Origin of the sequence: Sorangium sp. So ce295, assembly GCF_051527405.1 — a bacterium.
GTDB lineage: Bacteria > Myxococcota_A > Polyangia > Polyangiales > Polyangiaceae > Sorangium > Sorangium cellulosum_B.
Genome location: NZ_CP150324.1, coordinates 11,243,804 through 11,270,006 on the forward strand (window position 1 = coordinate 11,243,804; position 26,203 = coordinate 11,270,006).

Annotated in this window: 19 protein-coding genes and 1 other RNA gene; 16 read left to right on the top strand and 4 right to left on the bottom strand. The window is 72.4% G+C overall.

The window, feature by feature from the left end:
- Positions 1-419: 419 nt before the first annotated feature.
- The 3 genes from WMF11_RS42730 to WMF11_RS42740 all read left to right on the top strand — a co-directional run bounded on the left by WMF11_RS42730 (position 420) and on the right by WMF11_RS42740 (position 5,664).
- Positions 420-2,369 carry an HDIG domain-containing metalloprotein gene (locus tag WMF11_RS42730; protein WP_437904817.1) on the top strand — a complete coding sequence of 650 codons (1,950 nt, stop codon included), beginning with the start codon at positions 420-422 and terminating at the stop codon, positions 2,367-2,369.
- Between the two features lie 65 nt (positions 2,370-2,434).
- On the top strand, positions 2,435-4,162 hold the full coding sequence (locus WMF11_RS42735) for an acyl-CoA dehydrogenase family protein (protein ID WP_437904818.1): 1,728 nt from the start codon (positions 2,435-2,437) through the stop codon (positions 4,160-4,162).
- Between the two features lie 290 nt (positions 4,163-4,452).
- The gene (locus tag WMF11_RS42740) at positions 4,453-5,664 is read left to right on the top strand and encodes a serine/threonine-protein kinase (protein ID WP_437974852.1); all 1,212 of its coding nucleotides are present in this window, start codon (positions 4,453-4,455) and stop codon (positions 5,662-5,664) included.
- Positions 5,665-5,733: 69 nt separating this feature from the next.
- Here the strand turns inward: WMF11_RS42740 and WMF11_RS42745 are convergent, their stop codons facing one another.
- Both WMF11_RS42745 and WMF11_RS42750 read right to left on the bottom strand, forming a co-directional pair.
- Positions 5,734-6,432, bottom strand: a complete 699-nt coding sequence (locus WMF11_RS42745) for a hypothetical protein (RefSeq protein WP_437974853.1) — start codon at positions 6,430-6,432, stop codon at positions 5,734-5,736.
- Between the two features lie 120 nt (positions 6,433-6,552).
- On the bottom strand, positions 6,553-7,653 hold the full coding sequence (locus tag WMF11_RS42750; RefSeq protein WP_437545915.1) for a DUF362 domain-containing protein: 1,101 nt from the start codon (positions 7,651-7,653) through the stop codon (positions 6,553-6,555).
- A gap of 343 nt (positions 7,654-7,996) precedes the next feature.
- Here WMF11_RS42750 and WMF11_RS42755 point away from each other — a divergent pair, with 343 nt between their 5' ends.
- The 10 genes from WMF11_RS42755 to WMF11_RS42800 all read left to right on the top strand — a co-directional run bounded on the left by WMF11_RS42755 (position 7,997) and on the right by WMF11_RS42800 (position 18,993).
- Positions 7,997-8,617 (top strand): ComEA family DNA-binding protein, encoded by a 621-nt coding sequence (locus tag WMF11_RS42755; RefSeq protein ID WP_437904822.1) that lies wholly within the window; start codon positions 7,997-7,999, stop codon positions 8,615-8,617.
- Between the two features lie 266 nt (positions 8,618-8,883).
- The gene (locus tag WMF11_RS42760; protein ID WP_437904824.1) at positions 8,884-10,371 is read left to right on the top strand and encodes a UDP-N-acetylmuramate--L-alanine ligase; all 1,488 of its coding nucleotides are present in this window, start codon (positions 8,884-8,886) and stop codon (positions 10,369-10,371) included.
- Positions 10,368-11,240, top strand: coding sequence for an inositol monophosphatase family protein (locus WMF11_RS42765; protein WP_437974854.1), 873 nt, complete (start codon positions 10,368-10,370; stop codon positions 11,238-11,240). Before WMF11_RS42760 ends, WMF11_RS42765 begins: the two co-directional genes overlap by 4 nt.
- Positions 11,241-11,485: 245 nt before the next feature.
- Positions 11,486-11,678, top strand: a non-coding RNA gene (ssrS, locus tag WMF11_RS42770) — 6S RNA.
- 264 nt (positions 11,679-11,942) lie between these two features.
- Entirely contained in the window at positions 11,943-12,785 is an 843-nt protein-coding gene (locus WMF11_RS42775; RefSeq protein WP_437904826.1) for a cupredoxin domain-containing protein, read from the top strand.
- Between the two features lie 3 nt (positions 12,786-12,788).
- Complete coding sequence (locus tag WMF11_RS42780) at positions 12,789-14,555, top strand: MXAN_5187 family protein (protein ID WP_437974855.1); 1,767 nt, start codon at positions 12,789-12,791, stop codon at positions 14,553-14,555.
- A 43-nt stretch (positions 14,556-14,598) separates the two neighbouring features.
- Positions 14,599-16,170 (top strand): OmpP1/FadL family transporter, encoded by a 1,572-nt coding sequence (locus WMF11_RS42785; RefSeq protein WP_437974856.1) that lies wholly within the window; start codon positions 14,599-14,601, stop codon positions 16,168-16,170.
- A gap of 151 nt (positions 16,171-16,321) precedes the next feature.
- A complete protein-coding gene (trxB, locus tag WMF11_RS42790) occupies positions 16,322-17,281 on the top strand; it encodes a thioredoxin-disulfide reductase (protein ID WP_437545928.1) in 960 nt (319 codons plus the stop codon).
- A gap of 10 nt (positions 17,282-17,291) precedes the next feature.
- Positions 17,292-18,416, top strand: coding sequence for a uracil-DNA glycosylase family protein (locus WMF11_RS42795; protein WP_437904829.1), 1,125 nt, complete (start codon positions 17,292-17,294; stop codon positions 18,414-18,416).
- Position 18,417: 1 nt separating this feature from the next.
- The gene (locus WMF11_RS42800) at positions 18,418-18,993 is read left to right on the top strand and encodes a DUF2085 domain-containing protein (protein WP_437974857.1); all 576 of its coding nucleotides are present in this window, start codon (positions 18,418-18,420) and stop codon (positions 18,991-18,993) included.
- 3 nt (positions 18,994-18,996) lie between these two features.
- Here WMF11_RS42800 and WMF11_RS42805 read toward each other — a convergent pair whose 3' ends face one another.
- Both WMF11_RS42805 and WMF11_RS42810 read right to left on the bottom strand, forming a co-directional pair.
- Positions 18,997-20,205, bottom strand: a complete 1,209-nt coding sequence (locus WMF11_RS42805; RefSeq protein ID WP_437974858.1) for a hypothetical protein — start codon at positions 20,203-20,205, stop codon at positions 18,997-18,999.
- A 546-nt stretch (positions 20,206-20,751) separates the two neighbouring features.
- Positions 20,752-21,531: an ExbD/TolR family protein gene (locus WMF11_RS42810; protein WP_437904832.1), complete on the bottom strand. Its 780-nt coding sequence runs from the start codon at positions 21,529-21,531 to the stop codon at positions 20,752-20,754.
- 62 nt (positions 21,532-21,593) lie between these two features.
- Between WMF11_RS42810 and WMF11_RS42815 the strand changes: the two genes are divergently transcribed.
- From WMF11_RS42815 to WMF11_RS42825, 3 genes are all read left to right on the top strand, one after another.
- The gene (locus WMF11_RS42815; RefSeq protein WP_437974859.1) at positions 21,594-23,237 is read left to right on the top strand and encodes an AMP-binding protein; all 1,644 of its coding nucleotides are present in this window, start codon (positions 21,594-21,596) and stop codon (positions 23,235-23,237) included.
- Between the two features lie 82 nt (positions 23,238-23,319).
- A complete protein-coding gene (locus WMF11_RS42820; RefSeq protein WP_437295507.1) occupies positions 23,320-23,925 on the top strand; it encodes a hypothetical protein in 606 nt (201 codons plus the stop codon).
- Between the two features lie 136 nt (positions 23,926-24,061).
- Positions 24,062-26,134 (top strand): hypothetical protein, encoded by a 2,073-nt coding sequence (locus WMF11_RS42825; RefSeq protein ID WP_437974860.1) that lies wholly within the window; start codon positions 24,062-24,064, stop codon positions 26,132-26,134.
- The last annotated feature ends 69 nt before the right edge of the window (positions 26,135-26,203 follow it).

Consider the following 26,203-nt stretch of genomic DNA (forward strand, 5'->3'; position numbering starts at 1 on the left):
CGCCAACGCCGCCTGGGCCGACGGGCGCGCGCCGGCGTTGGACGGCGCACCGGCGTCCACATTCGCTTCGGGCGCCGGCTTCCCGGCGGCCGCCCCCACGCTCGGGCGGGGATTCAGCGCGAACCATGGGGAAGACACGGGACGGAGGGAACGGAGGGCGCGCAGAGAACGGAGGCAATCAGGCAAGGGGAAGCAAGGGGAAGCAAGGGGAAGAAGGGGGAAGCAGGGGCGCGCGGCGCCGGGGCGCCCCCCACGCTCCGCGTGCCGCTGACTCGGCCTTGCTTCTTTGCTAGGGTCCCGCCTACACATCGACATCGGCGGCCCCTCGCGGTCGTCCGGTGGAGGAGGCGGGGCCACGCGCGAGCGTGCCCTGTCAACCGTTTCTCAGGCTGCACCAGCGGACGAGACCGAGCGGTTCCATGCTGCGCACGCGTATCCGGGCAGGTCCCCTCGCCGGCTTCGTCTTGAGCGCCCTCTTCGCGGCGTGCTTCGCCGTGCTCGGCGTGGGCGAGCTCTTCATCCCTGCGCTCAGCCCCGAGATGGGCATGCCTGCGCCCGTGACGCTGCGCGTCCCGTACGGTCCGCGGATCGTGCGCGACACGCACGACGGGAGCTTCACGCTCTCGTACGAGCACAGGCGCGTGATCGTGCCGCGCGGCACGGTCCTCTCGGAGCACAACGAGGATCACAACGCCGCGATGGCGTACGAGACGGTGCGGCGGATGCGGCGGCCCGGGCTCGGCGCGCGCCTCGCGAGCCTGTACGCCATCTACCTCATCGTCTGCCTGATGCTGACGGTCTACCTGCGTCGCTTCGGGCAGAACCGGGTGCGGCTGCTCCGCACGCAGGTGGGCATGTTCGTCCTGATGACGAGCTCGCTCATCGTCGCGAAGCTCCTCCTGCTCTTCACCGCGCTGCCCGAGTTCTGGATGCCGGTCGCGGCGCTCCCGCTCTGGGTGGCGATCGCGTTCGATCGGCGGACCGCGTTCCTCGTCGAGGTCGGGGTCGCGTTCATCGCGTCGTCGCTGCTCCGGTTCGACGTCGTGCTCCTGTCGGTGCTGCTCGTGCGCGGCATCGCCGCGACGATGTTCTTCTTCAAGCGCAAGGGCTCGCGGCAGCTGTTCGTCGCGGGCAGCCTGGCGGGCATCGCCGGCGCGATCGGGTTCATCGCGCTGACCGTGCTGTTCGAGGGGAGCTTCGATCTCGGCGCCGATCTGAAGCGCTGGCTCGGCTCCAACGTGCTCGCCTGCGTCGGCGGGGGGCTGCTCGTCGGCGTGCTCGGTCGGAGCCTGAGGGAGCCGGCCGAGCGGGCGATGGGGCACGTGCCCCGCGACAAGCTGCTCGACCTCACCGACCTGGAGCAGCCGCTCCTCAAGAAGATGGCGGCGGAGGCGCCGGGCAGCTGGGAGCACGCGCGCGCGATGGCGAACCTCGCCGAGGCCTCGGCCGCGGCGATCGGCGCCGACGCGCTGCTGACGCGCGTGGGCGCCTACTACCACGACCTCGGCAAGACGGTGCAGCCCAAGTACTTCATCGAGAACCTCCCGCCCGGCGAGCGATCGCCGCACGAGGAGCTCGATCCGGAGGTGAGCGCCGACGCGATCATGGCGCACGTCGTGATGGGCACGAAGATCCTGCGTGAGGGCAACATCCCCGAGCCGGTGGTCGAGTTCGCGTACACCCACCACGGCACGCAGGTCGTCGAGTATTTCTGGCACAAGTGCGTCGAGCACGGGAACCCGAAGGACCTGACGCAGGAGCACTTCCGCTATCCCGGCATGAAGCCGCAGACGAAGGAGACGGCCATCCTGATGCTCGTCGACTCCATCGAGGCGGCGTCGCGGACCATCTGGCCGCCCGAGCACAAGAAGTTCGAGGAGATGATCCAGCGGGTGATGTTCTCGAAGCTCGCGTCTGGCCAGCTCGATCAATCCGGGCTGACGATCGAGGACCTGCGCATCATGACGAGCCGGATGGCGTCGACGCTGGTCAACATGTACCACGGGCGCATCAAGTACCCGTGGCAGCGCGAGAGCGATCGCGCCGGGCACACGCCTGCGCCGCCGACGGTCACGCCGCACCCCACGCGCCCCGGCACGCCCACGCCCGTCCCCGCGTCCAGCGCGCCGGGTCGAGACGGGAGCGCCGCCCCGCCGCCCCCCGCGAGCGTGCGAGGCGCTGCCCCGCCGCCCCCCGCGAGCGTGCGAGGCGCTGCCCCGCCGCCCCCCGCGAGCGTGCGAGGCGCTGCCCCGCCGCCCTCCTCGAGCGCGCGGGGCGCGGTCGCGCCCGTCGTCGTGGACGAAGCCGGAGGGCCCGTGAAGGACGAGAGCCCGGCGGAGTCCGTGCGGACGCCGAGGAAGACGCACTGAGCAGGCCGAGCGCGCCGCGCGCTCCCGCGGAGGCCGAGCGGCCTGCTCCAGGAAAGGAAGGTCCGATGCCTCCCACGATCGAGCAGAGCTTCATGAAGGCCCTCTTCCACGGCATCATCGCCGAGGACATCATCTTCCCGTATCCCGAGATGCCCGCCGAGGACCGGGAGACGACGTCGATGATGCTCGACAGCGTGCGGAGGTTCTTCGCGTCGAGCGTCGACAGCAGCCGGATCGACCGGGAGCACGCCATCGATCCGGGCGTCCTGGCCGAGATGAAGCGGCTCGGCCTGATGGGCCTGCAGATCCCTTCCGAGCACGGCGGCGTCAACCTCAGCAACATGGCGTATGCGCGCGTGATGCAGGAGATCGGCGGGCTCGACGCGTCGATCGCCGTCACGCTCGGCGCGCACCAGTCGATCGGCTTCAAGGCGATCCAGCTCTTCGGGACGGAGGAGCAGAAGCAGCGCTATCTCCCGAAGCTCGCGACCGGCGAGTGGATGGCGGCCTTCGCCCTGACGGAGCCGGGCGCCGGCTCCGACGCCGCGGCGATCAGGACGCGCGCCGAGCTGTCGTCCGACGGCTCGCACTACACCCTGAACGGGTCGAAGATCTGGATCACGAACGGCGGCTTCGCCGACGTCTTTACGGTGTTCGCCCGGACCTCGGCGCTCGAGGAGGGCAAGAAGCCGAAGCTCACCGCCTTCATCGTGGAGCGGAGCATGGGCGTGAAGAGCGGGCCGAACGAGCAGAAGCTCGGGATCCGAGGCTCGTCGACGACGGAGCTCTTCTTCGACGACGTGAAGGTCCCGCGCGAGAACGTGCTGGGCGAGGTCGGCAAGGGCTTCAAGGTCGCCGTCGAGGTGCTCAACAACGGGCGCCTCGGGCTGTCGGCGGGGTGCGTGGGCTCCTGCAACACGCTGATCCGGATGGCGCTCGATCGGGTCCAGGAGCGGCGCGCGTTCGGCCGGAGCATCGGCGACTTCGGGCTCATCAAGGACAAGATCGCGACGATGCTGGCGCACACGTACGCGCTCGAGTCCATCACGTACCTGACGGCGAGCCTCGCCGACGCCAAGGTCCCCGACTTCTCGATCGAGAGCGCGATCTGCAAGGTCATGGGGAGCGAGACCCTGTGGTTCGTGGTCAACGAGACGCTCCAGATCGCGGCCGGCATCGGCTACATGGAGGACTACCCCTACGAGCGGCACCTGCGCGACGCGCGGATCAACATGATCTTCGAGGGGACGAACGAGATCCTGCGCTGTTTCATGGCGCTCTCCGGGATGAGCGGCCCGGGCAAGGCGCTCTCGGACGTCGCGAAGGCGATGCGAGAGCCCATCAAGGGCTTCGGGCTGCTCAGCGATTTCGCGCTCCGCAAGGCGCGGTCGGTGCTCGGGCGCGAGCGGATGTCGAAGGCGCACCCGCTGCTCAGCCGGGAGGCGGTGATCTTCGAGGACTGCACCGCCGAGCTCGCCACCCACAGCGAGGACATGCTCCGGAAGCACGGGCGGGAGATCGCGGAGATGCAGTACGCGCAGCGCCGCATCGCGGAGATGGCCATCGACCTCTACGGCATGGCCGCGTGCATCTCGCGCACGACCCGGGCCATCGAGCGGCGCGGGGAGGACGGGGCGCGGCGGGAGATCGATCTCACGACCGTGTTCACCGGCATCGCGCAGAAGCGGCTGAGGCAGCACGTCGCCGATTTCCAGAAGAACGACGACGAGCTGCGCAAGGCCATCGCGGTGCGAGCTTATGCGGATCGCGCCTACCCCTTCGATATCCTGTAATCGCAGGCTGCCGCACCTCGACGGACATCGATTCACCTCGAGTCACATCGAGTGACATAGCGTCACACACGCGCCACGCGCGCTTCGGCGCAATACGCTCATTCATTGTGAGCTGCGCTCTGTTTCGGGACGTTTTCAGCTCACCGTCCGGACGGATTGCTCTATAGTTTGATCAGGCGTAGTATCGGGGGTGGGCCCTTCGACAGGAATCGGGTGATCACTTGTCCCAGGCTAGAGCATTGGGTGGCAGGTGCGGAGCCATGAAGGAGACTGCTGAAGGTCGTGCCGTCATGGACAAGTACCGTCTCGAGCGCAGGCTCGGGGGCGGTGGGATGGGTGATCTGTGGCTGGGCTTCGATAACAAGCTCAGGCGGCGGGTCGTTATCAAGTTCATCCGGAGCTTCGCGGCGACGGAGCCGGAGCTCATCGCCCGCTTCGAGCGCGAGGCCCGCGCGTCCGCGCGCGTCCGGAGCCCCTATGTCATCGAGACCTATGATTACGGCGTCGATCGCGGCTGCGCGTTCATCGTCATGGAGTACCTCGAGGGAGAGGACCTGAATCGCCGCCTCGAGCGCGAGGAGCGGATCCCGCTCGCGCAGGCGACGGCCTTGTTCACGCAGCTCGGCAAGGCCCTCGACGCGATCCACGCCGCGGGGGTGATCCACCGGGATCTGAAGCCGGGGAACATCTTCATCACCTCTTCGGCGGGCGACGATCTGGTCAAGGTGGTCGATTTCGGCGTCGCGAAGTCGTCCTGCTCGCGCGATCGGATCACGAAGACGGGCATGGTCCTCGGGACGCCCAGGTACATGAGCCCCGAGCAGACCATGGCGCCCAGGCAGGTCGATTACAGGAGCGATCTCTGGTCGATGGCGGTGATCCTTTACCGCGCGATCACCGGCCAGTGCCCCTTCGCGGGCGCCAACATCAATGAGCTGGTCAGGCACATCTGCCAGACGTCGTTCCCGAAGGCGTCCAAGCTCGCGCCGGAGCTCCCGCCCGGGATCGACGCGTTCTTCGCCCGGACGTTCGAGTTCGATCCGGAGGCGCGGTTCCAGTCGGGCAAGGAGATGATGGAAGCGTTCTCCGCGATCGTGCAGGTGCCGGCCTCCCTGCCGTCGTCGGAGTCGCTGCGCGCGATCCCCGTCCCGCCGCCGTCCGAGCGGAGCGCCATCGTGAAGCGGAGCGCGGTAGGCGCGGTCGCGGCCCCGCTTCGCTGCGCGATGGATGATCAGACGACCATGGCCGCCATGCTGGCGGCGCCGGCGAACGACCTCGGCAGCCCCACGGCGACCGACGCGGCCGTCGAGCCCGCCTCCGCCTCGTGCGACCGGCACAGCGAGGTCGTGCTGGACAGCCGCGTCCTGCCGCCGCTCCGGGTCCCCTGGATGGTCGCCGTCGGCCTGCTCATCGCGGCCGCTTTCGTCGTTTGCCACAGCGTGGCTCAGGGCGCGCCGTGGTCGCTCGAGGCCGCGGAGAGCCCGGCGCCCGGAGGACCGTGATCTCGCGGGGCGTCGCGACGCCGCCCTGGCGCTCCCATCGCCGGCCATCGCCAGGGCGCGGCGGCGCCTTTACCGCGCGCTGGTCGTGGGCGCCTCGGTGATGCCGGACGTCCACGTGAGCCTCGGGGCGCCCTCGTCGATCCAGCGGTCGCGCACGCGGCGCGCGAGCTCGGGGTGCTGGGTCGACTTCACGGCCATCGCGGCCACGAGGCATGTCCCCGGCCACGACTCGTAGACGGCGATCGCGCCGACGTACTCGTCGCTCGCGAGCACCGAGTCGACGCTGCCCTGGAGGACCTTGAACACGAGCGGCCGCACCTCACCGTCGATCTCCTGCGTCGTGCGGATGATCTGCGCCTCCCCGAGCCGCACGCCATAACCGTCGGCGAGCGGCGCGTTCTTCGCCCAGAACTCGTCGAGGCAGCTGTCGGGGTCGCTCGGCCCCGTGGTGGTCGTGTAGACGACCGACAGGGCGGCGTAGTGCTCGTCGCCGTACCGGAAGGTCGCGCGCGTCGGGTAGGTCAAGATGCGCACCCTGCGCCAGCTCTTCCAGTCGACCAGGGGCACGTCGAGCGTGTTGAACCGGTCCTGCCGCCTCCCCCACGGCTCGGCCAGCAGCCGCTCCAGCGCGGCCCGCTCGGGGTCTGCCGCGTCGCCCCCCGGGTTCTCGCGGGTGACCGACGTCGGCGTCGGAGGCAACCCCGGAGGCCTCGTCGGGGGAGTGCTGCTGCAGGCGACGACCGCGAGGGACGCGAGGACCGGGACCACCTGCGCGGCCCTCCGGCGTGTGGACGAGCGCGCAGTCGACCTGGAGCAGGACATGAGCAACACGAGCCTCGGCGAGCGGCCTCATCGACGGCGGTCACGCGGGCGGATCCCGCGGCGCCGCTACAATCCGACCTCGCGCATCGCGATTTTATTCTTGTCGAAGACGCCCAGACCGAGCTCGCCCGCGATGCGAATGTACGAAGGTTCACGGCTCGCCTCTTTCAGCGTGGGCAGCCCGTTCTCCTTGCGCCACGTCTCGACCACGCCCCAGCCAATCACGTCCATCGCGACCGGATCGGTCGTGGCATAGACCGACTCGTGGAGGACGCGCCGCTTCGGGTTCTTGTCGAGCGGGCCCTGGTCGTAGATGAGCTTGAAGCCATCCGTGATGTGCAGGCGGACACGGCTCTTCACGATGTCCTGCCCGTAGAGCTCCGCGATCTGCGGGCTCGCGGTGTGCTCGTGGAAGGAGTGCGGGTTGATGGTCGCGCCGTGGGTGATGTTCTTGAGGCAGCCGGTATAGCCGCAGATCGAGTGGTCCTTGATCAGCGAGACGTTGATCACCGCCGTCGCCTGGGTGAACGGGCGCACGAACTTGGTGGGGATGCCGCAGACCGAGATGCTCGACATCACCGCGTCCTTGTTCTCGTGAACCGCGGCGCGGATCCCGGCCGGGAACTCGGCCGCCGGCTTGGCGCTGCGGTCGGCGCAGCGGGTGCCGGCGAGGAAGGACGGGTACTGCTCGAAGATCTCCACGTTCTCCGCGGGGACGCCGGCCGCGATCACCCCGCGCACGATCTCGAGCACGAGCTCCTTGTTGGTGGCCATGGTCGCCCCCTTCTGGCCGGCGATCCCGTTGGTCTTGATCGCCACGCGGTCGTCCTTGTGGACGAACCGCGCGAAGGCGGCCCCGAGGTCGGCCTTCCCGGTGAGCTCGGCCATCGCCCGCTCGAGCATCACCTTCGCCGCGGACGCGTCGGGCCAGAGGCCGTTCGGCTGCATCGAGTTCGACTTCGTGACCTTCACGATCTTCCCCGGAATGGAGAGCGGCGTGAAGCCGGGGGGCGGCGAGGCCGCGAGGCTCAGCGGCGCCTCCGCGAACGCCGCGCGCGGGCCGAGGAGCGCGGCGCCCGCGGCGCCGGCGACGAGCCCGCCGAGGAAGCCTCGGCGCGAGCGCCCCGCGGGGCCGGGATCAACGAAGCGACGGGGATCGTGGGGCATAAGACCTCGTGGTGAGCGCCTCGCGGCGGTGGTGGATGCCGCCGGTCGCGGGGCGCCCGGGGCGCTGATGGTAGCCGAGCTTCTCGCTCGAGACACGGCGCTCGGCCGCCCGGCGGCGAGGTCGACAGCGCCGCGCCGGCCGCGCCGCGCGCCTCCGCCATGGCGGCGCCAGGCCCCGGAGCGCCTCCCACCCGGGATTTGCTCGGGTTTCCAAGCAAACGCGCGCCGGCACGCCGCTCGCTTGGCGGTGGTGGCGACGCCGAGGAGACGAACGCCGATCGCGGGTGCGCGGAGGGCGACGTCCCTGGCACGAGACGGGATGACCGGAAGGAGACGCGGCACGATGCAAGCGACATCGAAGGGGACAGGCTCGCCCGCCGGGCCGGCCGATGCAGCGCAGGACAACGAGGTGATTCGCCCGTGGCGAGAGCGGGCGCTGGCAGCGCTGAGGGACTCGGCCTGGACCGCGCTGGGCGGCAAGGTCGCGGCCTACATTGCGGGGTTCTTCGCGCTGGCGCTCGTGGGCTCCGGGCACGCGCTGAGCCTGCTCCCGACCCGCCCGGCAAACCCGGCCCGCCCGACAGATCCGACCGCGGAGCTGGCGATGGTCGCCGGCGATCCAGCGCCGCTCGGCTCCGCCGGAAGCCCGCCGCCCCAGGCCACCTCCGAGCCCGGCGCCGACGCGGGGGCTGCAGCGGTAGAGCCGCCGCCGCCCGGCGATGGCGGGACGGGCGCTCCCGCGGGCGGCGGCGTGACTGCAGACGGAAAGGTCGTGCTGAACCTCGCGACCGAGGCAGACCTCCGGCGCCTCCCCGGCGTCGGCCCGGCGAAGGCAGCCGCGATCCTGGCGCTGCGAGCCAAGCTCAAGCGCTTCCGGAAGATCGATGACCTGCTCCGGGTCAAGGGGCTGGGCCGGCGGTCGCTGAAGCGGCTGAGGCCGCTCGTGCTCGTCGATCCGCCCTGACGCTGGACGCGAGCCGCAGCGCCAGCTCGCCTCCTCGGTCGAGCCGTCCAGACAGGGAGTCTGCCAGGACCGGTAGACGCGCGGAGCGTGAGATATCGAGTCAAGGCGCGCTCGTTCTCTTCGGTATCCCCGCAACGAGATCGCGCGCGCGACTCCAGACATCGCTGACGCGGCGCGCGCCGACTCCCGGGGACCGGCGCGGTCTGGCGAGCTCTCGCGCGGATGCCCCCTTGCCCCCCCGGGGCGCTCGGGCACACTGCGCCGCGATGCACGTCCACTTCGTCGCCGTCGCGGGCACCGGCATGGGTGCGCTGGCGGGGCTCTTCAAGGCCGCAGGGCACGACGTCTCGGGCTCCGACGTCTCGTTCTACCCGCCCATGGGGCCGGCCCTCGAGCGGTGGGGCATCCGCCTCCTGACCGGCTTCGATCCCGCGCACCTCGACCCCCGGCCCGATCTCGTCGTGATCGGCAACGTCTGCCGCCCGACGAACCCCGAGGCCCGCGCCGCGATCGACGGAGGCATGCGGGTGACCACGATGGCGCACGCGCTCGCGGATCACATGCTCGCCGGCCGCTCCCCGCTCGTCGTGGCCGGCACGCACGGCAAGACGACGACGAGCTCGATGTGCGCGTGGATCCTTCACGAGGCAGGCAGAGACCCTGGCTTCCTCATCGGCGGCCTGCCGAAGAACTTCGAGGCGAGCTTCCGCCTGCCCCGGAGCGCCTCCTCGGCGAGCGACCGCCGCGGCCTGCCGCTCCTCGGCGAGGCGGGCGCCGGGCGCCGCAGGACGCCGTTCGTCGTCGAAGGCGACGAGTACGACACCGCCTTCTTCGAGAAGACGCCGAAGTTCTGGCACTACCAGCCCGAGGTGGGCGTCGTCACGTCGATGGAGCACGATCACATCGACATCTACCCCGACGCCGCGTCCTACGAGGCGGCGTTCCGCGGGTTCGTCGAGCGGATCCCGGAGACCGGGCTCCTCGTGGCGGCCGCGCACGATCCGCGGGTCGTCGAGCTGGTGTCGCGATCGGCGCGCGCAGAGGTCGCGTGGTTCGCGCTCGAGGGCGACGACACGCACGGGCGGCCGCCGCACTGGCTCGCCGCGCCCGCGGAGGCCGGCGAGAGCGGCCAGTCGTTCGATCTGTACGCCGGCGGCGTCCTGGCCGGGCGCTTTGCCCTGCAGATGCCTGGGCACCACAACGTGCGCAACGCCATCGCCGCGATCGCGGCCGCGGCGCAGGGCTTCGGCGTGCCGCTCTCGACCGCGACCACGGCGCTCGCCGGCTTCGCGGGCGTCCGGCGCCGGCAGGACCTCCTGTTCGAGGCGCGCGGGGTCCGCGTCTACGACGATTTCGCGCACCACCCGACCGCGGTGGACGAGACGCTGCGCGCGCTCCGGTCCAGGCACCCGGGAGGCGCGCTGTGGGCGGTGTTCGAGCCGCGCAGCGCGACCGCGTGCCGCGCCCTGCACCAGGAGCCTTACGCGCGCGCGTTCGACGCGGCCGACCGCGTCGTGCTGGCGCCGCTCGGGCGCCCGGACATCGCCGCCGGCGAACGGCTCGATCTCGACAGGCTGGTGCGCGACATCGAGCGCGGGGGCAAGCGCGCGGAGGCGGCGGCCTCGGTGGACGCGATCGTCGCCGCGATCGCGCGCGACGCGCGGAAGGGCGACACGATCGCGCTCCTGTCCAACGGGGCGTTCGGCGGCATCTACGAGAAGCTCCGCGGCGCGCTGTCGGCGGAGGCGCGATGAGCGGGCGCGGATCAGCCGAGCTGCTCGAGCTCTCCGAGATCGCCCTGCGCGTCGCCGAGGAGGCGGCGGCGCTCGTCCAGGCCGGGTTCCGGGCAGGGCCGCGCGGCCTGCGCGTGGAGGAGAAGGGGCCGCACGATCTCGTGACCGAGTTCGACCGGGCGAGCGAGGACCTGCTCGTCGCGCGGCTCGACGCGCTCTCGCCCGGCGTCGCCGTCGTCGGCGAGGAGCAGAGCGCCGCGCGCCGCGCGGAGCCGCGCGGCGGGCTCGTCTGGTACGTCGATCCGCTCGACGGCACGACGAACTTCGTCCACGGCCATCCGTTCTGGTGCGTGTCCGTCGGCCTGATGGACGACGACGTGCCCGTCGCCGGCGCCGTCGTCGCGCCCGCGCTCGGGCTCCGCTGGACGGGCTTCCAGCCGCGGGGCGCCGCTCGCGGGCCGGTGGGCACGGCGGCGATCGACGGAGAGGCGCGCCGCAACGGCGAGCGATGCGCGGTCAGCGCCACGGCGTCGCTGGAGCGCGCGATGGTGGCGACCGGCTTCCCGCCGATCCGCGACCGGGCGCCGGACAACAATTTCGACGCCTTCATGACCGTCAAGCGCAACGCGCAGGCCGTGCGTCGTTGCGGCAGCGCGGCCATCGATCTCTGCATGGTCGCGGACGGAACCTACGATGCGTACTGGGAGCGCCGGCTGCACGCATGGGACGTCGCCGCCGGAAGCGCGATCGTCCGCGGCGCGGGCGGCGTCATCACCGCGCTCGACGGCGGTCCGCCGAACTACCACACAGGCAACATCGTGGCGTCGAACGGCCTCGTCCATGCCCCCATCGTCGCGCTGTTCTCTCCCCCGGGCTCGCCGACCTGCTAGGCGCCGGCCAGCTCGGGGCCACCCGTACGCCATCAGGCGCTCATGCATGACGCGTGCAGGACTCACGGGTGAATCGGGCGAGATCCCTGCGCGATTCATGCATGACCCGTGCGAGCGATGTGAACCGCCAACGGCGACCGGCGACCGGCGACCGGCGACCGGCGACCAGCGACCGCGACCATCAAAACATGAGAACGTGCGGAAGAGCTGTTGACGGAGCCGCCCAGTGAACTATCCTATGGTTGTTCCCTCTGCCGACTTCGTGAGGCGCTGGACGATTGAATCCCGAGTAAGCAAGAACCAGGGAGCCAGCAACGATACCGTGGTGAGCTAGGCCCGGAACCATTCACCGGGAAGCCTGAAGCGGTACTTAGGCTCCCACCTAGCAGCTATGCTAGGGGTTCAAGTCCTTCGGCCCACGTCCTCGGCGGTACGGAACATCTCTCCCCTGCGGGCCGTCCAAGCGGCCCGCAGTTTTTTGATGCCCTCGACATGCGCACGGCGACCGGCGCACCGCGGCATCACCTGACGGCGGGGGTACCCCCGCCTGGGCGCGGCGCTGCGGCGCTCGCGGCACCGGACAAGGCCAAGCACACCGCACAAGGAACGGGGAGCCCGCAGGGCGGCGCGGGCGGGGCACGCGGCGCACGGCCCGGCTTTTGTTTCCGTTCTCATCCCCCTTCCGGTAGCTTCGGGCCTGCGATGGATACGAGATCCCCTCGATCTGCAGGTGCGCAGCACGACGAGCAGCGCCCGCTCGTCGGCGCAGCGCGGTTTGGGTCGTCAAGCCACCTCGCGCGCTGCCTCCCCGGCAGCTCGCGCTTCGTCCGGCGCCTGGCCTTGACGCTCGCGATCCTCACCGTGCCCGGGGCTGCCCTGGCGGCGGTGACGATCAAGGGCCGGGCCACGGGCATGCCCAAGCTCCTGAACCCGGTCTGGAACGAGGCCAAGGACCCGAAGGCGAACCGGTACACGTTCCGCGAGCCGTCCCCGACCGTCCGCGCCGATGTCCGCGCGCTCTTCGGCTACGCGCCGAAGGAGCTGTGCATCGCCGCGCTCGGCGAGAAGGGCGCGCCGCTCAAGACGCCGCGCTCGATCGTCATCGCGGGCGGCCGCACCTCCCCGGTGACGGTCGTCGTCGCCGAGGGCCAGCAGATCCAGTTCGAGAACCAGGACCCGTTCCCGCACAAGATCTACGACGTCGGCAACAAAGGGCTCCAGGCGGTCGAGATCGCCGCGGCCAAGACCCGCGCCTGGACACCGCCAGGCCCCGGCAAGTACGAGCTCCGCGACCAGCTCGCCCCGAGCGTCCGGTCGTGGATCGTCGTCGAGCCGAGGGCGGTGGCCGTCGCCTACCCGGATCGTCAGGGCAACTTCGCCATGGAGATCGAGGCCGGCACGTACACGCTGCAGGGCTACTTCAACGGCGAGCCGGTCGGGAAGGCCATCGAGGCGATCGTGAAGCCCGGGCCGGACGAGCAGTTCATCAAGGAGCCGGTCGTCGTGGGTGAGGCCGGCGGACCGAGCGCGGAGGCTGGAAAGTAGGCCATGCTGCTGTCGCGTTTCTGGTACGGGGTGCTCGCGCTCGCGCTCGGCGCCGCGGTCTTCGTCCTCTTCGTCGCCGCGCAGCTCTACAACCGCTCGAGCCACCGCGCGATGAGCGAGGCGCTCAGCGCCGACTCCAGCGCGGTCGAGTGGTTCCTCAACGACGACGCCCGGAAGCGCTCGAGCGCGCTCATCCGGGTCGCGCTGAACCCGGCCCTGCGGACCGCGCTCGCCAAGTCGTCGGCCGAGGCCAAGCCCGGCGCCGATCTGCGCGAGAAGGCCCGCACCGCGCTGCGCACCGCAACCGCTGAGGTGCCGCCGGAGCTCAAGTTCGATCACGTGTGGGCCGTCGACGCGGCGGGGCGGGTGATGGCGTCGGTGGACTTCGAGCACCGCGAGGACTGGGAGCTCGGCGGCTACCCGCTGGTCGCCGACGCCCTCCACGGCTGGATCCGCGATGACGCGTGGGTCTGGAAGGGCCGCATCCTCCGCGTCGTGGCGCGCCCCGTCGAGCAGGACGTCAACGGTGAGCCGGTCGGCGCCGTGATCGGCGCCAAGATCATCGACGACACCTTCGCCCGCGCCGTCACGAAGCGCACCGGCGCCGCCGTCGGCTTCTACGCCGAGGGGGCGCGCGTCGCCTCCGGCGCGCCCGAGGGGTTCGACAAGGCGAACCTCGACCAGATCACGCAGGATCTGAAGCTGCTCGACGACAACAAGGACTACATCGAGAAGGGGCGCTCGGAGGTCCGCGTCATCGGCCAGCACCTCGGCGTGGTCTACGCGCGGCTGCCCGGCGAGGCGTGGGAGCTCGGCGCCGGCTACGCGGTCGGCCGCCTTGCGGCGTCGGTCGAGTCGCCGCTCAACTTCCTCGACAAGGCGAACAACGACGACAAGAGCGAGGTGCCCACGGCGCTGATCCTGGCCGGCGTCCTCGCCATGGCCGCGATCGGGCTGGTGCTCTCGTTCCTGGAGCACACGCGGCCCCTCCATGTCTTCCGCGGCGAGGCGGCGCGCTTCTCCAAGGGCGAGGTCGACGTGCTGGCGCCGAGCCGCTTCCGCGGCGCCTTCCGGAAGATCGCGGCCGACATCAACGACGGCGTCGAGAAGGTGGCCGCGAAGGGCGGCGCGCCCCGGAAGGCCGCCGACCTCGAGCAGGTGCTCGGCCCGATCCCGACGCAGCCGGCGATGAGCGCGTTCTCGGTGCCGCTCGGCCCCGGCGAGCCGCGCCCTGACTCGCGCCCCTCGTACCCGAAGCCCATGGTGAGCCCGCGCGGCCCCACGCGGCGGCCCGGCTCGCACCCGCTCAGCGGCCCGCCGCCGGCCCGCGACTCCGTGGAGCCGGTCGAGGCGATCGAGGAGGTCTCGGACGCGGGGATGGCGATCTCCGCCCCCGAGCCCGCGGGCGCTCCCGGGCGCCCGCCGCCGCGGCGCCCGCCGCCGCCGCCGCCGCCCAGGGCGCCGGGTGCTGCGCCCGCCCTGCCGAACCCGCTCCCCGAGCCGATGAGCGCGCCGGCCGCGCCAGCGCCGCAGCAGGACGGCGCGGGAGATCCGGACGAGCTCACCGAATGGAACGCCGTCTACGAGGAGTTCCTGTCGGTCAAGCAGCAGTGCGGGGAGCCCACGAACGCGCTCACCTTCGAGAAGTTCAAGGGGACCCTGCAGCGCAACAAGGACGCGCTCGTGGCTCGCCACAACTGCTCGCGTGTTCGCTTCACGGTCTACGTGAAGGACGGCAAGGCGGCGCTCAAGGCGTCTCCGGTGAAGTGAGGCCGAGCGGCGGGGATCGCCGCGCGGTGGGGACGGGGGGGTCATGAAACGAGGATCTGCCGGCGCCGCGGGCGCCGCGTTCGCTGCGATGGTGGCCGGCGGCGCCGCGCGCGCGTCGTCGGGGCTCGACTCGCCCGACATCGGGGTGCTCCAGCTCGGCCGCGGCGGGGCGTGGGTCGCGCGGGCGGACGATCCGCTCGCCGCCTACTTCAACCCGGCGGGGCTCGCCGCGCAGCGGAGCGGGGCGCACGGCGGCGTCCACTTCATCCAGCTGGCCCAGTGCTTCACGAGGCTCGGCCCCGGCGGCCGCCCCGTCCCGCCGAGCGCCACGACGGCGATCCCGGCGCCCGGCAGCGACGGGGGCCCCGACCCCGAGGTGTGCGCCGAGGGCGGCCTGTTCCCGAACCCGCAGCTCGCGGCGACCCTGCGCGTGAGCGACGCGCTCGCCCTCGGCGTCGCGGTGCTCGGCCCGCACGGCGTCGGCGAGCGGGCATGGCCCGAGTCGCTCCGGTACACGCACCCGAGCTTCGGCGACATGACGCAGCCGTCGCCGCAGCGGTACCTGCTCACGTCGCTCGACGCCCTGATGTTGATGCCGACGCTCTCGGTCGGCTTCACCCCCGCGGAGGGGATCTCGCTCGGCGCCGGCTTCATCTGGGGCACGGCGGCGATCGATTTCGTCAACTTCAGCGAGGCGCTCTCGGGCGAAGGGGGCGACGACTTCAAGGCGCACGGCGATCTGCGCACGCGCGCGGAGGCGACCGACCTCTTCATCCCTGGCTTCGTCCTCGGCGCGCGCTGGGCGGCGGCGGCTCACCTCGACCTGGGCGCATGGTTCAAGTGGCAGGACGCCGTGCGCGCGAAGACCGATCTCACCATCGAGTCTCGCTACTGGACGCCGGCAGGGGCGAAGGACGAGGACCCCTGCAAGGGCGAGGCGCCGAAGTGCAACGTCACCGAGGAGCAGGGCGCCGGCGATCTCACGATGCGGATCCCCATGGAGGCGAAGCTCGGGCTCCGGTACCACATGCCCCGCGCCGGCGCGCGGCGCGCGGCGGACTCACGCCGCGCTTCCGCCGCCGAGCCCCGCGTCCGCGACTCGCTGGCGGATGACCTCTTCGACGTGGAGCTCGACTTCACCTGGGCCAACAACAGCGCGGTCGACGCGATCGAGGTCCGGTTCCGCGAGGGCATCCCCGTGCGCGGCACGAGCGTGGGCACGGTGCCGCCCAACGCCGACGTCCCGCACCGCTGGCGAGACGTCCTGGGAGTCCGGCTCGGCGGCGATTTCGTCGTGCTCCCGAGCCTCCTCGCGCTGCGCGCCGGCGGCTTCTTCGAGAACAAGGGGCAGGACGACGCCGATCTGAACCTCGACTTCCACCTCGGCTACCGGATCGGCGTCGGGGCCGGCGTGACCGCGCGCGTCGGCCCTGTCGACATTTCAGCCGCGTTTCAGCACACGTCCTTCGGTGCGCTGGACAACGGCGGGAACGGGCGCCTCAAGGCCGTATCCGGCGCTGCGCTCAGCGGCTACCGCAGCGTCCAGAGCGTCAACGGCGGCCGCTTCGAGAGCGGCCTGGACGAGTTCGGTCTGAGCGGAACCATGCGCTTCTGAGCGGGCGGCTGCTCGGGCGTGCCTCTGGCGTGCCTCGGACGTGCCTCTGGCGTGGTGGAGCGGAGCGCAGGACGCGCGGCGCAGCGGAGGCGCGCCGGACCGCCGGGGCGGTCGACGCGGAAGGCGGTCGCGCCTATAAGATGCCTCCACCATGAGTGAATCGAACGTCCGCAACCTGGTCATCATCGGCTCCGGCCCCGCCGGGCTCACCGCCGCCATCTACGCGGCGCGCGCCAACCTGAAGCCGCTCCTCATCGAGGGCTTCAGCGCCGGCGGCCTGATCCCGGGGGGCCAGCTCATGTTCACGACCGACGTCGAGAACTACCCGGGCTTCCCCGAGAAGATCACCGGCCAGGAGCTGATGCAGCGCTTTCGCGATCAGGCCGCCCATCAGGGCACGGAGATCGTGACGGCGGACGTGACCAAGGTCGAGCTGACGGGCCACCCCTTCAAGGTGTGGGTGGAGGACACGCTCTACCTGGCGAAGGCGGTGGTGATCGCGACGGGCGCGCGCGCCAACTACCTCGGCCTCGAGAGCGAGGACAAGCTCAAGAACAAGGGCGTCAGCGCCTGCGCGGTCTGCGACGGCGCCCTCTTCCGCGGCCAGGACGTCGTGGTCGTCGGCGGCGGCGACACGGCGATGGAGGAGGCCACCTACCTGTCCGGCCTCTGCAGCAGCGTCACGCTGGTGCACCGCCGCGACGAGTTCCGGGCGTCGAAGGCGATGATCCAGCGCGTGGTCGAGAACCCGAAGATCAAGATCCTCTACAGCCACGTGGTGGAGGAGGTGCTCGACGTGAAGGCCGATATGGTGACGGGCGTCCGCGTGAAGAGCACGAAGACGGGCGACAGCCACCTCGTGCCGGCGGCGGCGATGTTCGTCGCGATCGGCCACACGCCGATGACCGATCTCTTCGTCGGGCAGCTCGACACGCACCCGAACGGCTACCTGAAGACGGTGCCGGGCTCGACGCGCACCAACATCCCGGGCGTCTTCGCCGCGGGCGACGTGCAGGACTGGAACTACCGCCAGGCCGTCACGGCCGCTGGCACGGGCTGCATGGCGGCCCTCGACGCGGAGCGCTGGCTCGCGCAGCAGGGCGGCCACTGAGAGGACGACCATGGTCGAAGCGCTGCGCGAAGAGCTCGCCGATCTGACCGCCTCGGTCCGGGCGTTCCTGGAATGGCACGCAACGACCGGCGCGGACGGAATGCCGGGCCACCCCGCAGCGCTCCACGAGGCGCTGGGCGCGACTTCTTCGGACGGCGCTACGCCGGCGCCTCGGCGGCCGGAGCGCGGCTTCTCCGGGCAGGATGCGCCCTCGCCGCCGGTGGCGCGAGGGGGCAGCAACGCGGCGTTCTCGCCGCCGCCGCCGCGCGGTGGCGCCGCGGGCGCCCCGCTGCCGCATCCGGAGCAGCGCGGAGCCGCCGCGGGCCCCTCCCTGCCGCATCCGGAGCAGCGCGGTGGCGCTCCGCAGCCGGAGCAGCGCGGTGGCGCTCCGCAGCCGGAGCAGCGCGGCGGCTTCGAGTCGCAGGGGACGTGGTCGCCGACGCAGACGCAGGCGCAGCGAGGTCCCGAGCCGTCGCCCCGGCCTGCCGTGGGCGCCGCACCGGCACAACGCGCGGATACGGCTGCGCGCGCGAGCGCAACGCTGCCGGACACGAAGGAGGAGCGCGCGGCGCGGCTCTCGCTCATCGCGGAGGAGGTCCGCACCTGCCAGAAGTGTCCGCTCCACGAGGGCCGCACCCACACGGTGTTCTCGCGCGGCGACCCGAGCTCCGCGGTCGTGTTCGTCGGCGAGGGGCCAGGGGCCGAAGAGGACCAGCAGGGGCAGCCGTTCGTCGGCGCGGCGGGGCAGCTGCTCGACAAGATGATCGCGGCGATGGGGTACCACCGCGACGAGGTCTACATCTGCAACATCGTGAAGTGCCGGCCGCCGAAGAACCGGAAGCCAGAGCCGGCCGAGATGGCGGCCTGCAGCCCGTACCTCACGGCTCAGCTCGCGCTGATCAAGCCGAAGGTGATCGTGGCGCTCGGCGCCACCGCGGTGCAGGGGCTGATCGGCACGAGCGAGGGGATCACGAAGCTCCGCGGCACGTGGAAGCTCTACAAGGGCTCGATCCCGATCATGCCCACGTTCCACCCGGCCTACCTGCTGCGCCAGCCGAGCGCGAAGCGAGAGGTCTGGAGCGACCTGAAAGAGGTGATGCGCCACCTCGGCAAGAGCGCGCCCGACAGAGGCTGAGGTGGCCCCGTGCGCTTCCGGGCGCGGGCAGCCAGCGGCGCAGGTGCCCGCCGCCGTCCGCGCGGGCGCCGAGCCGCACGCGCTCGCCGCTGTCGGCGCAGGCGCCGAGCCGCACGCGCCCGGCGAATCGAGCCCGGCCGAGCGGCTTTCGCTGCTGTCGATCGTGCGCTGCGCGCTGGTCCTCCTCGGCGCCCTGCCCTGGTGCCTCCCCCTCGCGCGAAGCCGCGCGCCGCTCGGAGAGCTCGGCGCGGCGCTCGATCGTGTCTTCGCGCCGATGTGCCACCGGATGCCCGAGCGATCCCTCGCGCTCGACGGCGTCGTCATGCCGCTCTGCAGTCGCTGCGCTGGCATCTTCGCCGGGATCGCGGCGGGCGCCGCGATCGCGCGCCCTCGCCTGGCGATGACGGCGTGGCGTCCGATCCTCATCACCCTCGCCGCGCTGATGGCGGTCGACGTGGCGACCCAGGACCTCGGGCTGCGCCCCGTCTGGCATGCGAGCCGCCTCGCCACGGGCGTGGCCTTCGGTTATGCCGCGGCCGCGGCGTTCCTCACGCAGATCGCTCGCCGCCCGCTCTGAGCGCTACTTGCGGCCGCCCATGGCCCTGCACTCGTGGACGGGGCCCTTCGTGGCGTTGCGAACGCAATCGCTGTACGCGGCGAGGCCGTCCTTCCACTTGCCCGTGTCCTGGAGCGCCGAGCCCAGGTAGAGATAGGGCAGCGCGTCGCTCGGATCGGCCGCGATGGCCGCGCGGGATGCCTCGATCGCGTCCTTGTACCTGCCGCGGTTGAGGAAGCTCAGCGCCTCCTTCTTCAGCTTGCCCGCGTCCTCAGCGCTGGCCGCCGGCTCCGCGGCCATCTCTGCCTCGGCCTTCTCCGCCGCAGCCTTCTCTGCCTCGGCCTTCTCCGCCGCGGCCTTCTCCGCCGCAGCCTTCTCTGCCTCGGCCTTCTCCGCTGCGGCCCTCTCTGCCGCGGCCTTCTCCGCGTCGGCCTCCGCCTTCACCGGATCGGGAACGGCGCCGGCCCCTTTTGCAGAGGACTCCGTCAGCGCCGACTCGGTTTGCGCAGGCGTCTTCGCCCGTGCCGGAGAGGGAGCACCCGCCGCAGCCAGGAGCTTCGTCTCGACGGGCGCTGGCTTCGGAGCCGGCGCGGCCATCGCGACCGGCGCAGGTGAGGACGGCTTGCTCGAGAACACCGCCTTGGCGACGACCGCAACGGAGATCACCCCGGCGAGCCCCGCGACCCCCGCGACGATCCGACGAAGGCGCGCCCGCCGGGCGAGGGTCTCGGGCGACAGCTGATGAACCACGACGAGCCGCTCGTCAGCGTGATCGTCGGGGCCGCTGGCCACCTCGGCGAGCGGCGGGAACGACTCTTCCTCCTCGCGCCGAAAGAACGCCGCCGTGGGCGAGGAAGGGTCGATCAGATCGAGCGCATCCTCGTCGGACGCCAGCTCATCGGGCGGGGACGCAAGGGCACCCGGCTGGGTCAGGGCGCCGGCTTGTGGAGCCATGATCAACGGGTCGTGCTCGAGCGCTTTGTGAGGGTCCGCGTCGTCCGTGTCGCCTGGAACGGCGCGCTGCGCGGCGAGCGCCTCGGACGCCGGCGCGAGCGCGGCGACCGGTGCAGCCGCGGCGACCGGTGCAGCCGCAGCCACCGGTGCAGCCGCAACGACCGGCGCAGCCGCGGCCACCGGCGCAGCCGCGGCCACCGGCGCAGCCGCAACCGCCGGCGCAGCCGCGGCCACCTCCGCGACGATCGGTGCGGCGGGCGCCTCGAGAGCCGGCGACACAGCGGGAGCATCGTCCGCGGCGCTGGCTGCCAGCGCAGGAGCGGCGGAACACTCAGCTACCTCGGCGACGACGTCCGAGCCGCTCGCGACCGGCCTCGCGGAGTCCCTTGTCGCGACGGCCGGCCCCTCAGGCGCCGCCGACACCCGCGGCTGGGAAGCCCGGGGACGGAGACTTCGGCCCCTGTTCGCGCGGGCCGATCCAAGAAGTCGCTTCGACATGTCCGAACCATCCTCCCGTGATTGTCACGCCCCCGATGGCGCAGGGGACCGGCGACTCGCCCTATTCATGATCCAGGCCGACCCCAACGGCGAGCGCTCGCCCGCGCATTTCCGTGCCTTCGCAGCACCATCGCCTGTGCCGGATCGTGCCGCGGTCACCCCAGCCAACCCTACCCGCGCTCGAACGAGCACACACGCGATCTCGCGCCACCGCGTTCGACAGCCCCTCCGCAAAAATGCGCACCGAGCGCACCCGCTGCCCCCTCCAGCCGGTGCGCCCCGAAGGCACGGCGATCCAGGCGATGGAGCCCCCCGGCGCCGCGCACGTCAGCCTCCACCGAGCTGCACCGGCCGCCCCGCGACCGGGGCAGCGCGGAGCAGGACGAGCGTGTCGAGCTTCTTCTTCGCGTCGGAAGCCATGACCGTGCCCGCCAGGTTGTGCGCCATCTCCCAGGGCACCTCGTCGTCCGCCGAGAAGAAGGCCACCGTCGCGCTGCACGCGGCGATGTCCTTCGTGAGCTGCTCGCCGGTGTTCGACAGATCCGGGCCGGCGAGCCCCTTGCGCTGCTTCTTGCCCATGCCGCCGCCGAACGGCCAGATCGCCGTCGCGAGGTCCTTCAGCACCATCGTGCTGACGGCGCAGGAGGGCGGCTTCGACGCGCGCCCCTCGGGGACCACCGTGATCTCCTTCGGGAGGTCGTCTCGACCGTCGGTCTTGATGACGACCTTCGGCGCGCCGGCCGCGCCGAGCTCGGTCACGACCGCGGCGACGGCGCTCGGCTTCGCCCTCTTGTCGGCCAGCAGCGTCACGGGCTTGCCCTCGATCGGCAGCTCGCGGATCACCTTGGTCAGCTTCTCGGGCCCCTCCTTCTGCGCCAGATCCACGCGCTGGCCGCCGATGTAGGGGCCCATGGAGTCGACGAGCAGCTCCGGCATGCCCTTCGGCTTCGGCGGCGCGACGGGCGCCTCGACGCTCGGGGCTACCGTGGCGGCGGCGCCAGGCTCGGAGGGCTTCGGCGCGCTCTCGCACGCCGCCGCGGCCAGGAGCAGGCCGGCGGCGAGCGCGATGCGCGGCGAGGCGCTGACAAGGAGGCAGGAAGCTCTCATGGCGCGGCAGTGTAACCAACCGGCCTGGCTCCGCGCACCTCCGCTGTGCGAGAGTTCGCGCGATGGCTTCTCCGCTCGTCGAACGGCTCGCGCAGTTCGGCTCGTCCGCCCGAACCGCCGTCGAGGACGAGCGGGGGCAGACCAGCTTCGCGGCGCTCCTGGAGCGAGCCCTCCGCGTCCGCGGCGCGCTGCTCGCCGGCGGCTCGCGGCGCGGCGCGGGTGAGGCCGAGAGCCCGAGCTCCCTCGAGGGGGAGCGCATCCTGCTCCTCGTGTCGCCCGGCGCGGCGTGGGTCTCGGCCTTCCTCGGCACCCTCCTCGCCGGGGGGATCGCGCTGCCGCTGTCGGCGCTCTATCCGCCGGCAGAGCTCGAGTGGCTCGCGAGCGACGCCGGCGTGCGGCGGATCATCGCCGACGGCGACCTCGCCGCCGTGGCCGCCCCGATCGCGCAGGGCCGCGCCGTGCTCCGCGTGGAGGATCTCGAGCGCGCCGCACCCGGGCGAGACGCGGCGATCTCCGACATCGCCGCGGACGATCCGGCGCTGCTGCTCTACACGAGCGGCACGACCGGCAAGCCGAAGGGGGCGCTTCTCACGCACCGCAACCTGGCCGTGCAGGCGGAGCTCCTGCGCGCGGCCTGGGGCTTCTCGGATCACGACCTCTTGCTGCACGCGCTGCCGCTGCACCACCTCCACGGCGTCGTCATCGCGCTCATGACGTCGCTGCTCGCGGGCAGCGCGACCAGGATGCTGCCGCGCTTCGACGCCCAGCGCATCGCCGCCGAGATCGCGGGCCGCTCGGTGACGTCGTTCATGGCGGTGCCGACCATGTACCAGCGGCTGTTCGAGCACGTCGACCGGGGCGGCGCGCCCGGCTTCGCCGCGGGGGCGCAGGCCCTGCGGCTCGCGACGAGCGGCTCCGCGGCGCTGCCGGTGACGCTCGCCGAGCGCTGGCGCGACCTCACCGGCACGATCCCGCTCGAGCGCTTCGGGATGACCGAGATCGGCGTCGGCATGAGCAACCCGCTCGATCCAGGCGCGCGGCGGGCAGGCTGGGTCGGCTTCCCGCTGCCGACCGTCGAGGCCCGCATCACGGACGACGCGGGCAACGCGTGGGCGCCGGGTGAACAACCGCCGGGTGAACAACCGCCGGGGGAACGGCCGCCGGGCGATCCCTCGGCGCCGCGCGACGCCGCGGTCGCGCGAGGCGAGCTCTGGATCCGCGGGCCCAGCGTCTTCAAGGGATACCTCGGGCGCGATGACGCCACCGCCGCGGCCTTCCAGGACGGCTGGTTCCGCACCGGCGACGTCGCCGAGCGCTCCAGCGACGGGCGCTTCCGGCTCCTCGGGCGGACCTCGGTCGATATCCTCAAGAGCGGCGGATACAAGCTGTCCGCCCTCGAGATCGAAGAGGCCTTGCGGGAGCACGGCGCGATCGCCGAGGTCGCGGTGATCGGCGTCCCTGACGAGGCGTGGGGAGAGCGCGTCGTCGCGGTCGTCGTCGCCGCGCCCGGGCGAGAGGCGGAGTGCGCCACCGGATCGCTCCGCGCCTGGGCGAAGGAGCGCCTCGCGCCCTACAAGGTCCCACGCGAGTCGATCGTCGTGCGGGCCCTGCCGCGCAACGCGATGGGCAAGGTCGTCAAACCAGAGCTCGTGAAGACCATCGCAGCGGGCATTGCCGTGGAGGAGCGCGGCCCTCTCGCGCGGTAGACGCGCGAGACGCGCGGTCGTCGCGGCTTGACCGACGCGCTCGGCTCCGGCCTACTCGACGCCAATGCAGCCTGCCAGCCCCATGGTCCAAGCCCAAGCCGCGTACGGCGGCCTCGCGGTTCAACCGTTCTCGCACCCGACGTACACGATCAAGCGGCCTTTCTGGTCGCTGCTCGGCCGCAAGTTCCACGTCTATGCGCCCGACGGCTCCCTCGTCTGCTTCGTCAAGCACCCGCTGCTCAAGCTGCGTGAGGAGTTCACCCTCTTCGCGGACGAGTCGGAGTCGCAGCCGCTGCTCACGATCCGCTCGCGGCAGGTCATCGCCCTCAACCGGTGCCTCGACGTCCTCGACGCGCGCACCGGCGAGCGCGTCGGCACCATCCGCTCGCGCGGGCTCAAATCGATCGTCCGCGACACCTGGGACATCCTCGACCCCGCGGATCAGCCGGTCGGGCTGATGCAGGAGGACGGCGCCGCGCTGCTCCGCCGCATGTTCCCGCTCCTCATCGGGAAGTGGCACATCGAGCTCCATCAGCAGGAGGTCGCGAAGGTGAAGCAGGTGTTCCGGTGGTTCGTGAAGGAGTTCACGCTCGACCTGTCGATGAACCAGGGGCGAATCGACGCCCGGTTCGCCATCGCCTGCTCCCTGCTCGCCCTCATGGCCGAGACCGCGCGCGAGTCCCGCTAGGCCCCCACCCGAGACCCGCCGCGGCCTCGCGAACGGCCCGCGGACGCCGCGGCCGGCGCGGCCTTCGGACGCACGCGCATTCGCTCGCTCGCCGAAACTTGGCCCATTTCCGCGAGCTCTGCGAGGGTCCGGCGCGATGCGCCTCGATCCTGTCTCCCGCCTCGACTCCGCCTCCGAGGAGGGCCGACCGACGTCCCCCCCTGCGCCCCCGTGCGGCACGGCCCGCTTCGCCCCGAGCGGGCAGGGCGCCGACTCCGAGCGCGAGCTCAGGTCGCAGCGCTTCCTCTGGGCGAGCGCGCCGGCGGCGCCCGACGGGCAGCTCCGCGCGACGATCGAGGAGGCCGTCGAGCTCGCGCTGGCCCTGCGCGGCGCGCTGCCGCCGCGGGTCCAGGAAGGCGCGCCGGTCGAGGTGGTGATCGCCGACCAGATCTTCCGGGCCAGGGCGCTCGGCGCCGCGGGCCTCGCCGTCGCCCTTCCGCGCCTCGCGGGCGGGCGCTCAGCCTCGCCGCGCGCGCTCCACCCGGACGACAGCGCGACGCTCCTCGCCTGGCTCGGCGCGGCGCGCGAGGCGCCCGTCGCCCTCGTCTTCGACGCGGACGACAGGTCCGCGCAGGTGCTCGCGCCGGTGCCCCTCGCGGACCTCGTCGAGAGGAGCACGCGCGGCGGGTACGGCGCCGTCTCCTCCATGTCCCCGCGCGGGCAGGCGCGGAGCCTCGCGGCGCGCGGGGAGGACCGCCCCGTCGGGCCGGCGCAGCCGAGCGCCGGAGCGAGAGCCCCGATCGAGGCGCTCCCGGCGGGGCCGACAGCCGTGGACGAGGCGCTCCCGGCGGGGCCGACAGTCGTGGACGAGGCGCTCCCGGCGGGGCCGACAGCCGTGGACGAGGCGCCCCAGGCCGGACCGACAGCCCCGGATGAGGCGCTCAAGGCCAGGCCGACGGCCCCCGAAGCGCACGGTGCGCCGGCGTCGCCCGCCTCCGCCGAAGGGCGGACGGACGGGCGGCTGCGCGGCGTGCTGCCCCCCCGCTCCTCGAGGATCCGCCGCGCGGACGCGCCGGCGGCCGTCGCCGGGAGAAGCGCCGTCGCGGCGCGGGCGCCGGGCGCGAGCACGCCGCCGGCCACGGACGAGACGGCCGGGATGACGCCCGCCAGCGCCGAGCCGGCCGCGCCGGCCGCCGAGCCGGCCGCGCCGCACGAGGAGCGCGGCGCAGCGATGACGCTCAGGCCGCCGCGAGGGGCGTACGAGGCCGCGCCAAACGCGCCGAGCGTGCCGAGCGCGTCGAGCGCGCCAAACGCCGACGGAGCCCAGGCGGACGCCGACGCGCCCCCGCAGGCGCGGCGGGAGCGGAAGGCGCCGCGCGACCGGATCCTCAGCGCGGCGGAGTGGCGCGCGCTCGCCGTCGAGCTCGACAACGCCCGCGGCCCGAAGCCGGTCCGGGTCATCGAGCAGCTGTTCGCGACCCACTACACGCCGCTGCTCGGCGCGACGCTCGCGGGCGAGACGGACGCTGCCGTGCGCGGCGTGGTCGACAGCTGGAGGACCAGCTTCGAGCACAGCTACCGGGAGGCGTTCTCGGCGCTGCGCGTGACCGGCAAGCGGCCGCCCATGGTGTTCGACGCCCCGGACATCGCCTCCCGCATCGCCCGGCTCAACGGGGCGCGCGGGGTGAAGCTCCTGCTCGTGGACGCGATGCGCTTCGACCTCGGCGAGCGGGTCGCCGCGCACCTGAAGGAGATCCTGGTGGATCGGGCCATCCTGGTGGAGCGATCGCTCCTCTGGGCGGCGCTGCCGCCGACGACGACGGCGCAGATCTCGCTGCTCGCCCGAGGTCCGGACGGGCTCCGCGAGACGATGCCCCCGAGCGAGGCGGAGCCCGCCATCGCCCGCGGGCGCGCGGTGGCGACGCTGCGGCGCGAGCGGGTCGGGTCGCGCGAGCTGATGAAGCTCGACCTCGTGGAGGCGCGCCTGCGCGCCGCTGGGCCGCCGTTCGCCGAGCGGATCGAGGCCATCGCGGAGGAGGTCGCCGACGTGATCGCGCGGTTCATGGCCAGCCTGCCGCCGCGGACGCTGCTGCTCGTGTTCGGCGACCACGGGTTCCGCATGGCACCGATGGGAGACGGCAGCGCGACCGGCCCGGCGTCGCAGGGCGGAGGCTCGCCCGAAGAGGTGCTCGTCCCGGCGCAGGCGTGGCTCGTCGGCGGCGTGCACTGAGCGGCCCTGGACTCGACAGGGGCGCGCTGGCGTCCCTGGACGGCGCTCCCCAGTTCCTGGACGCCCACC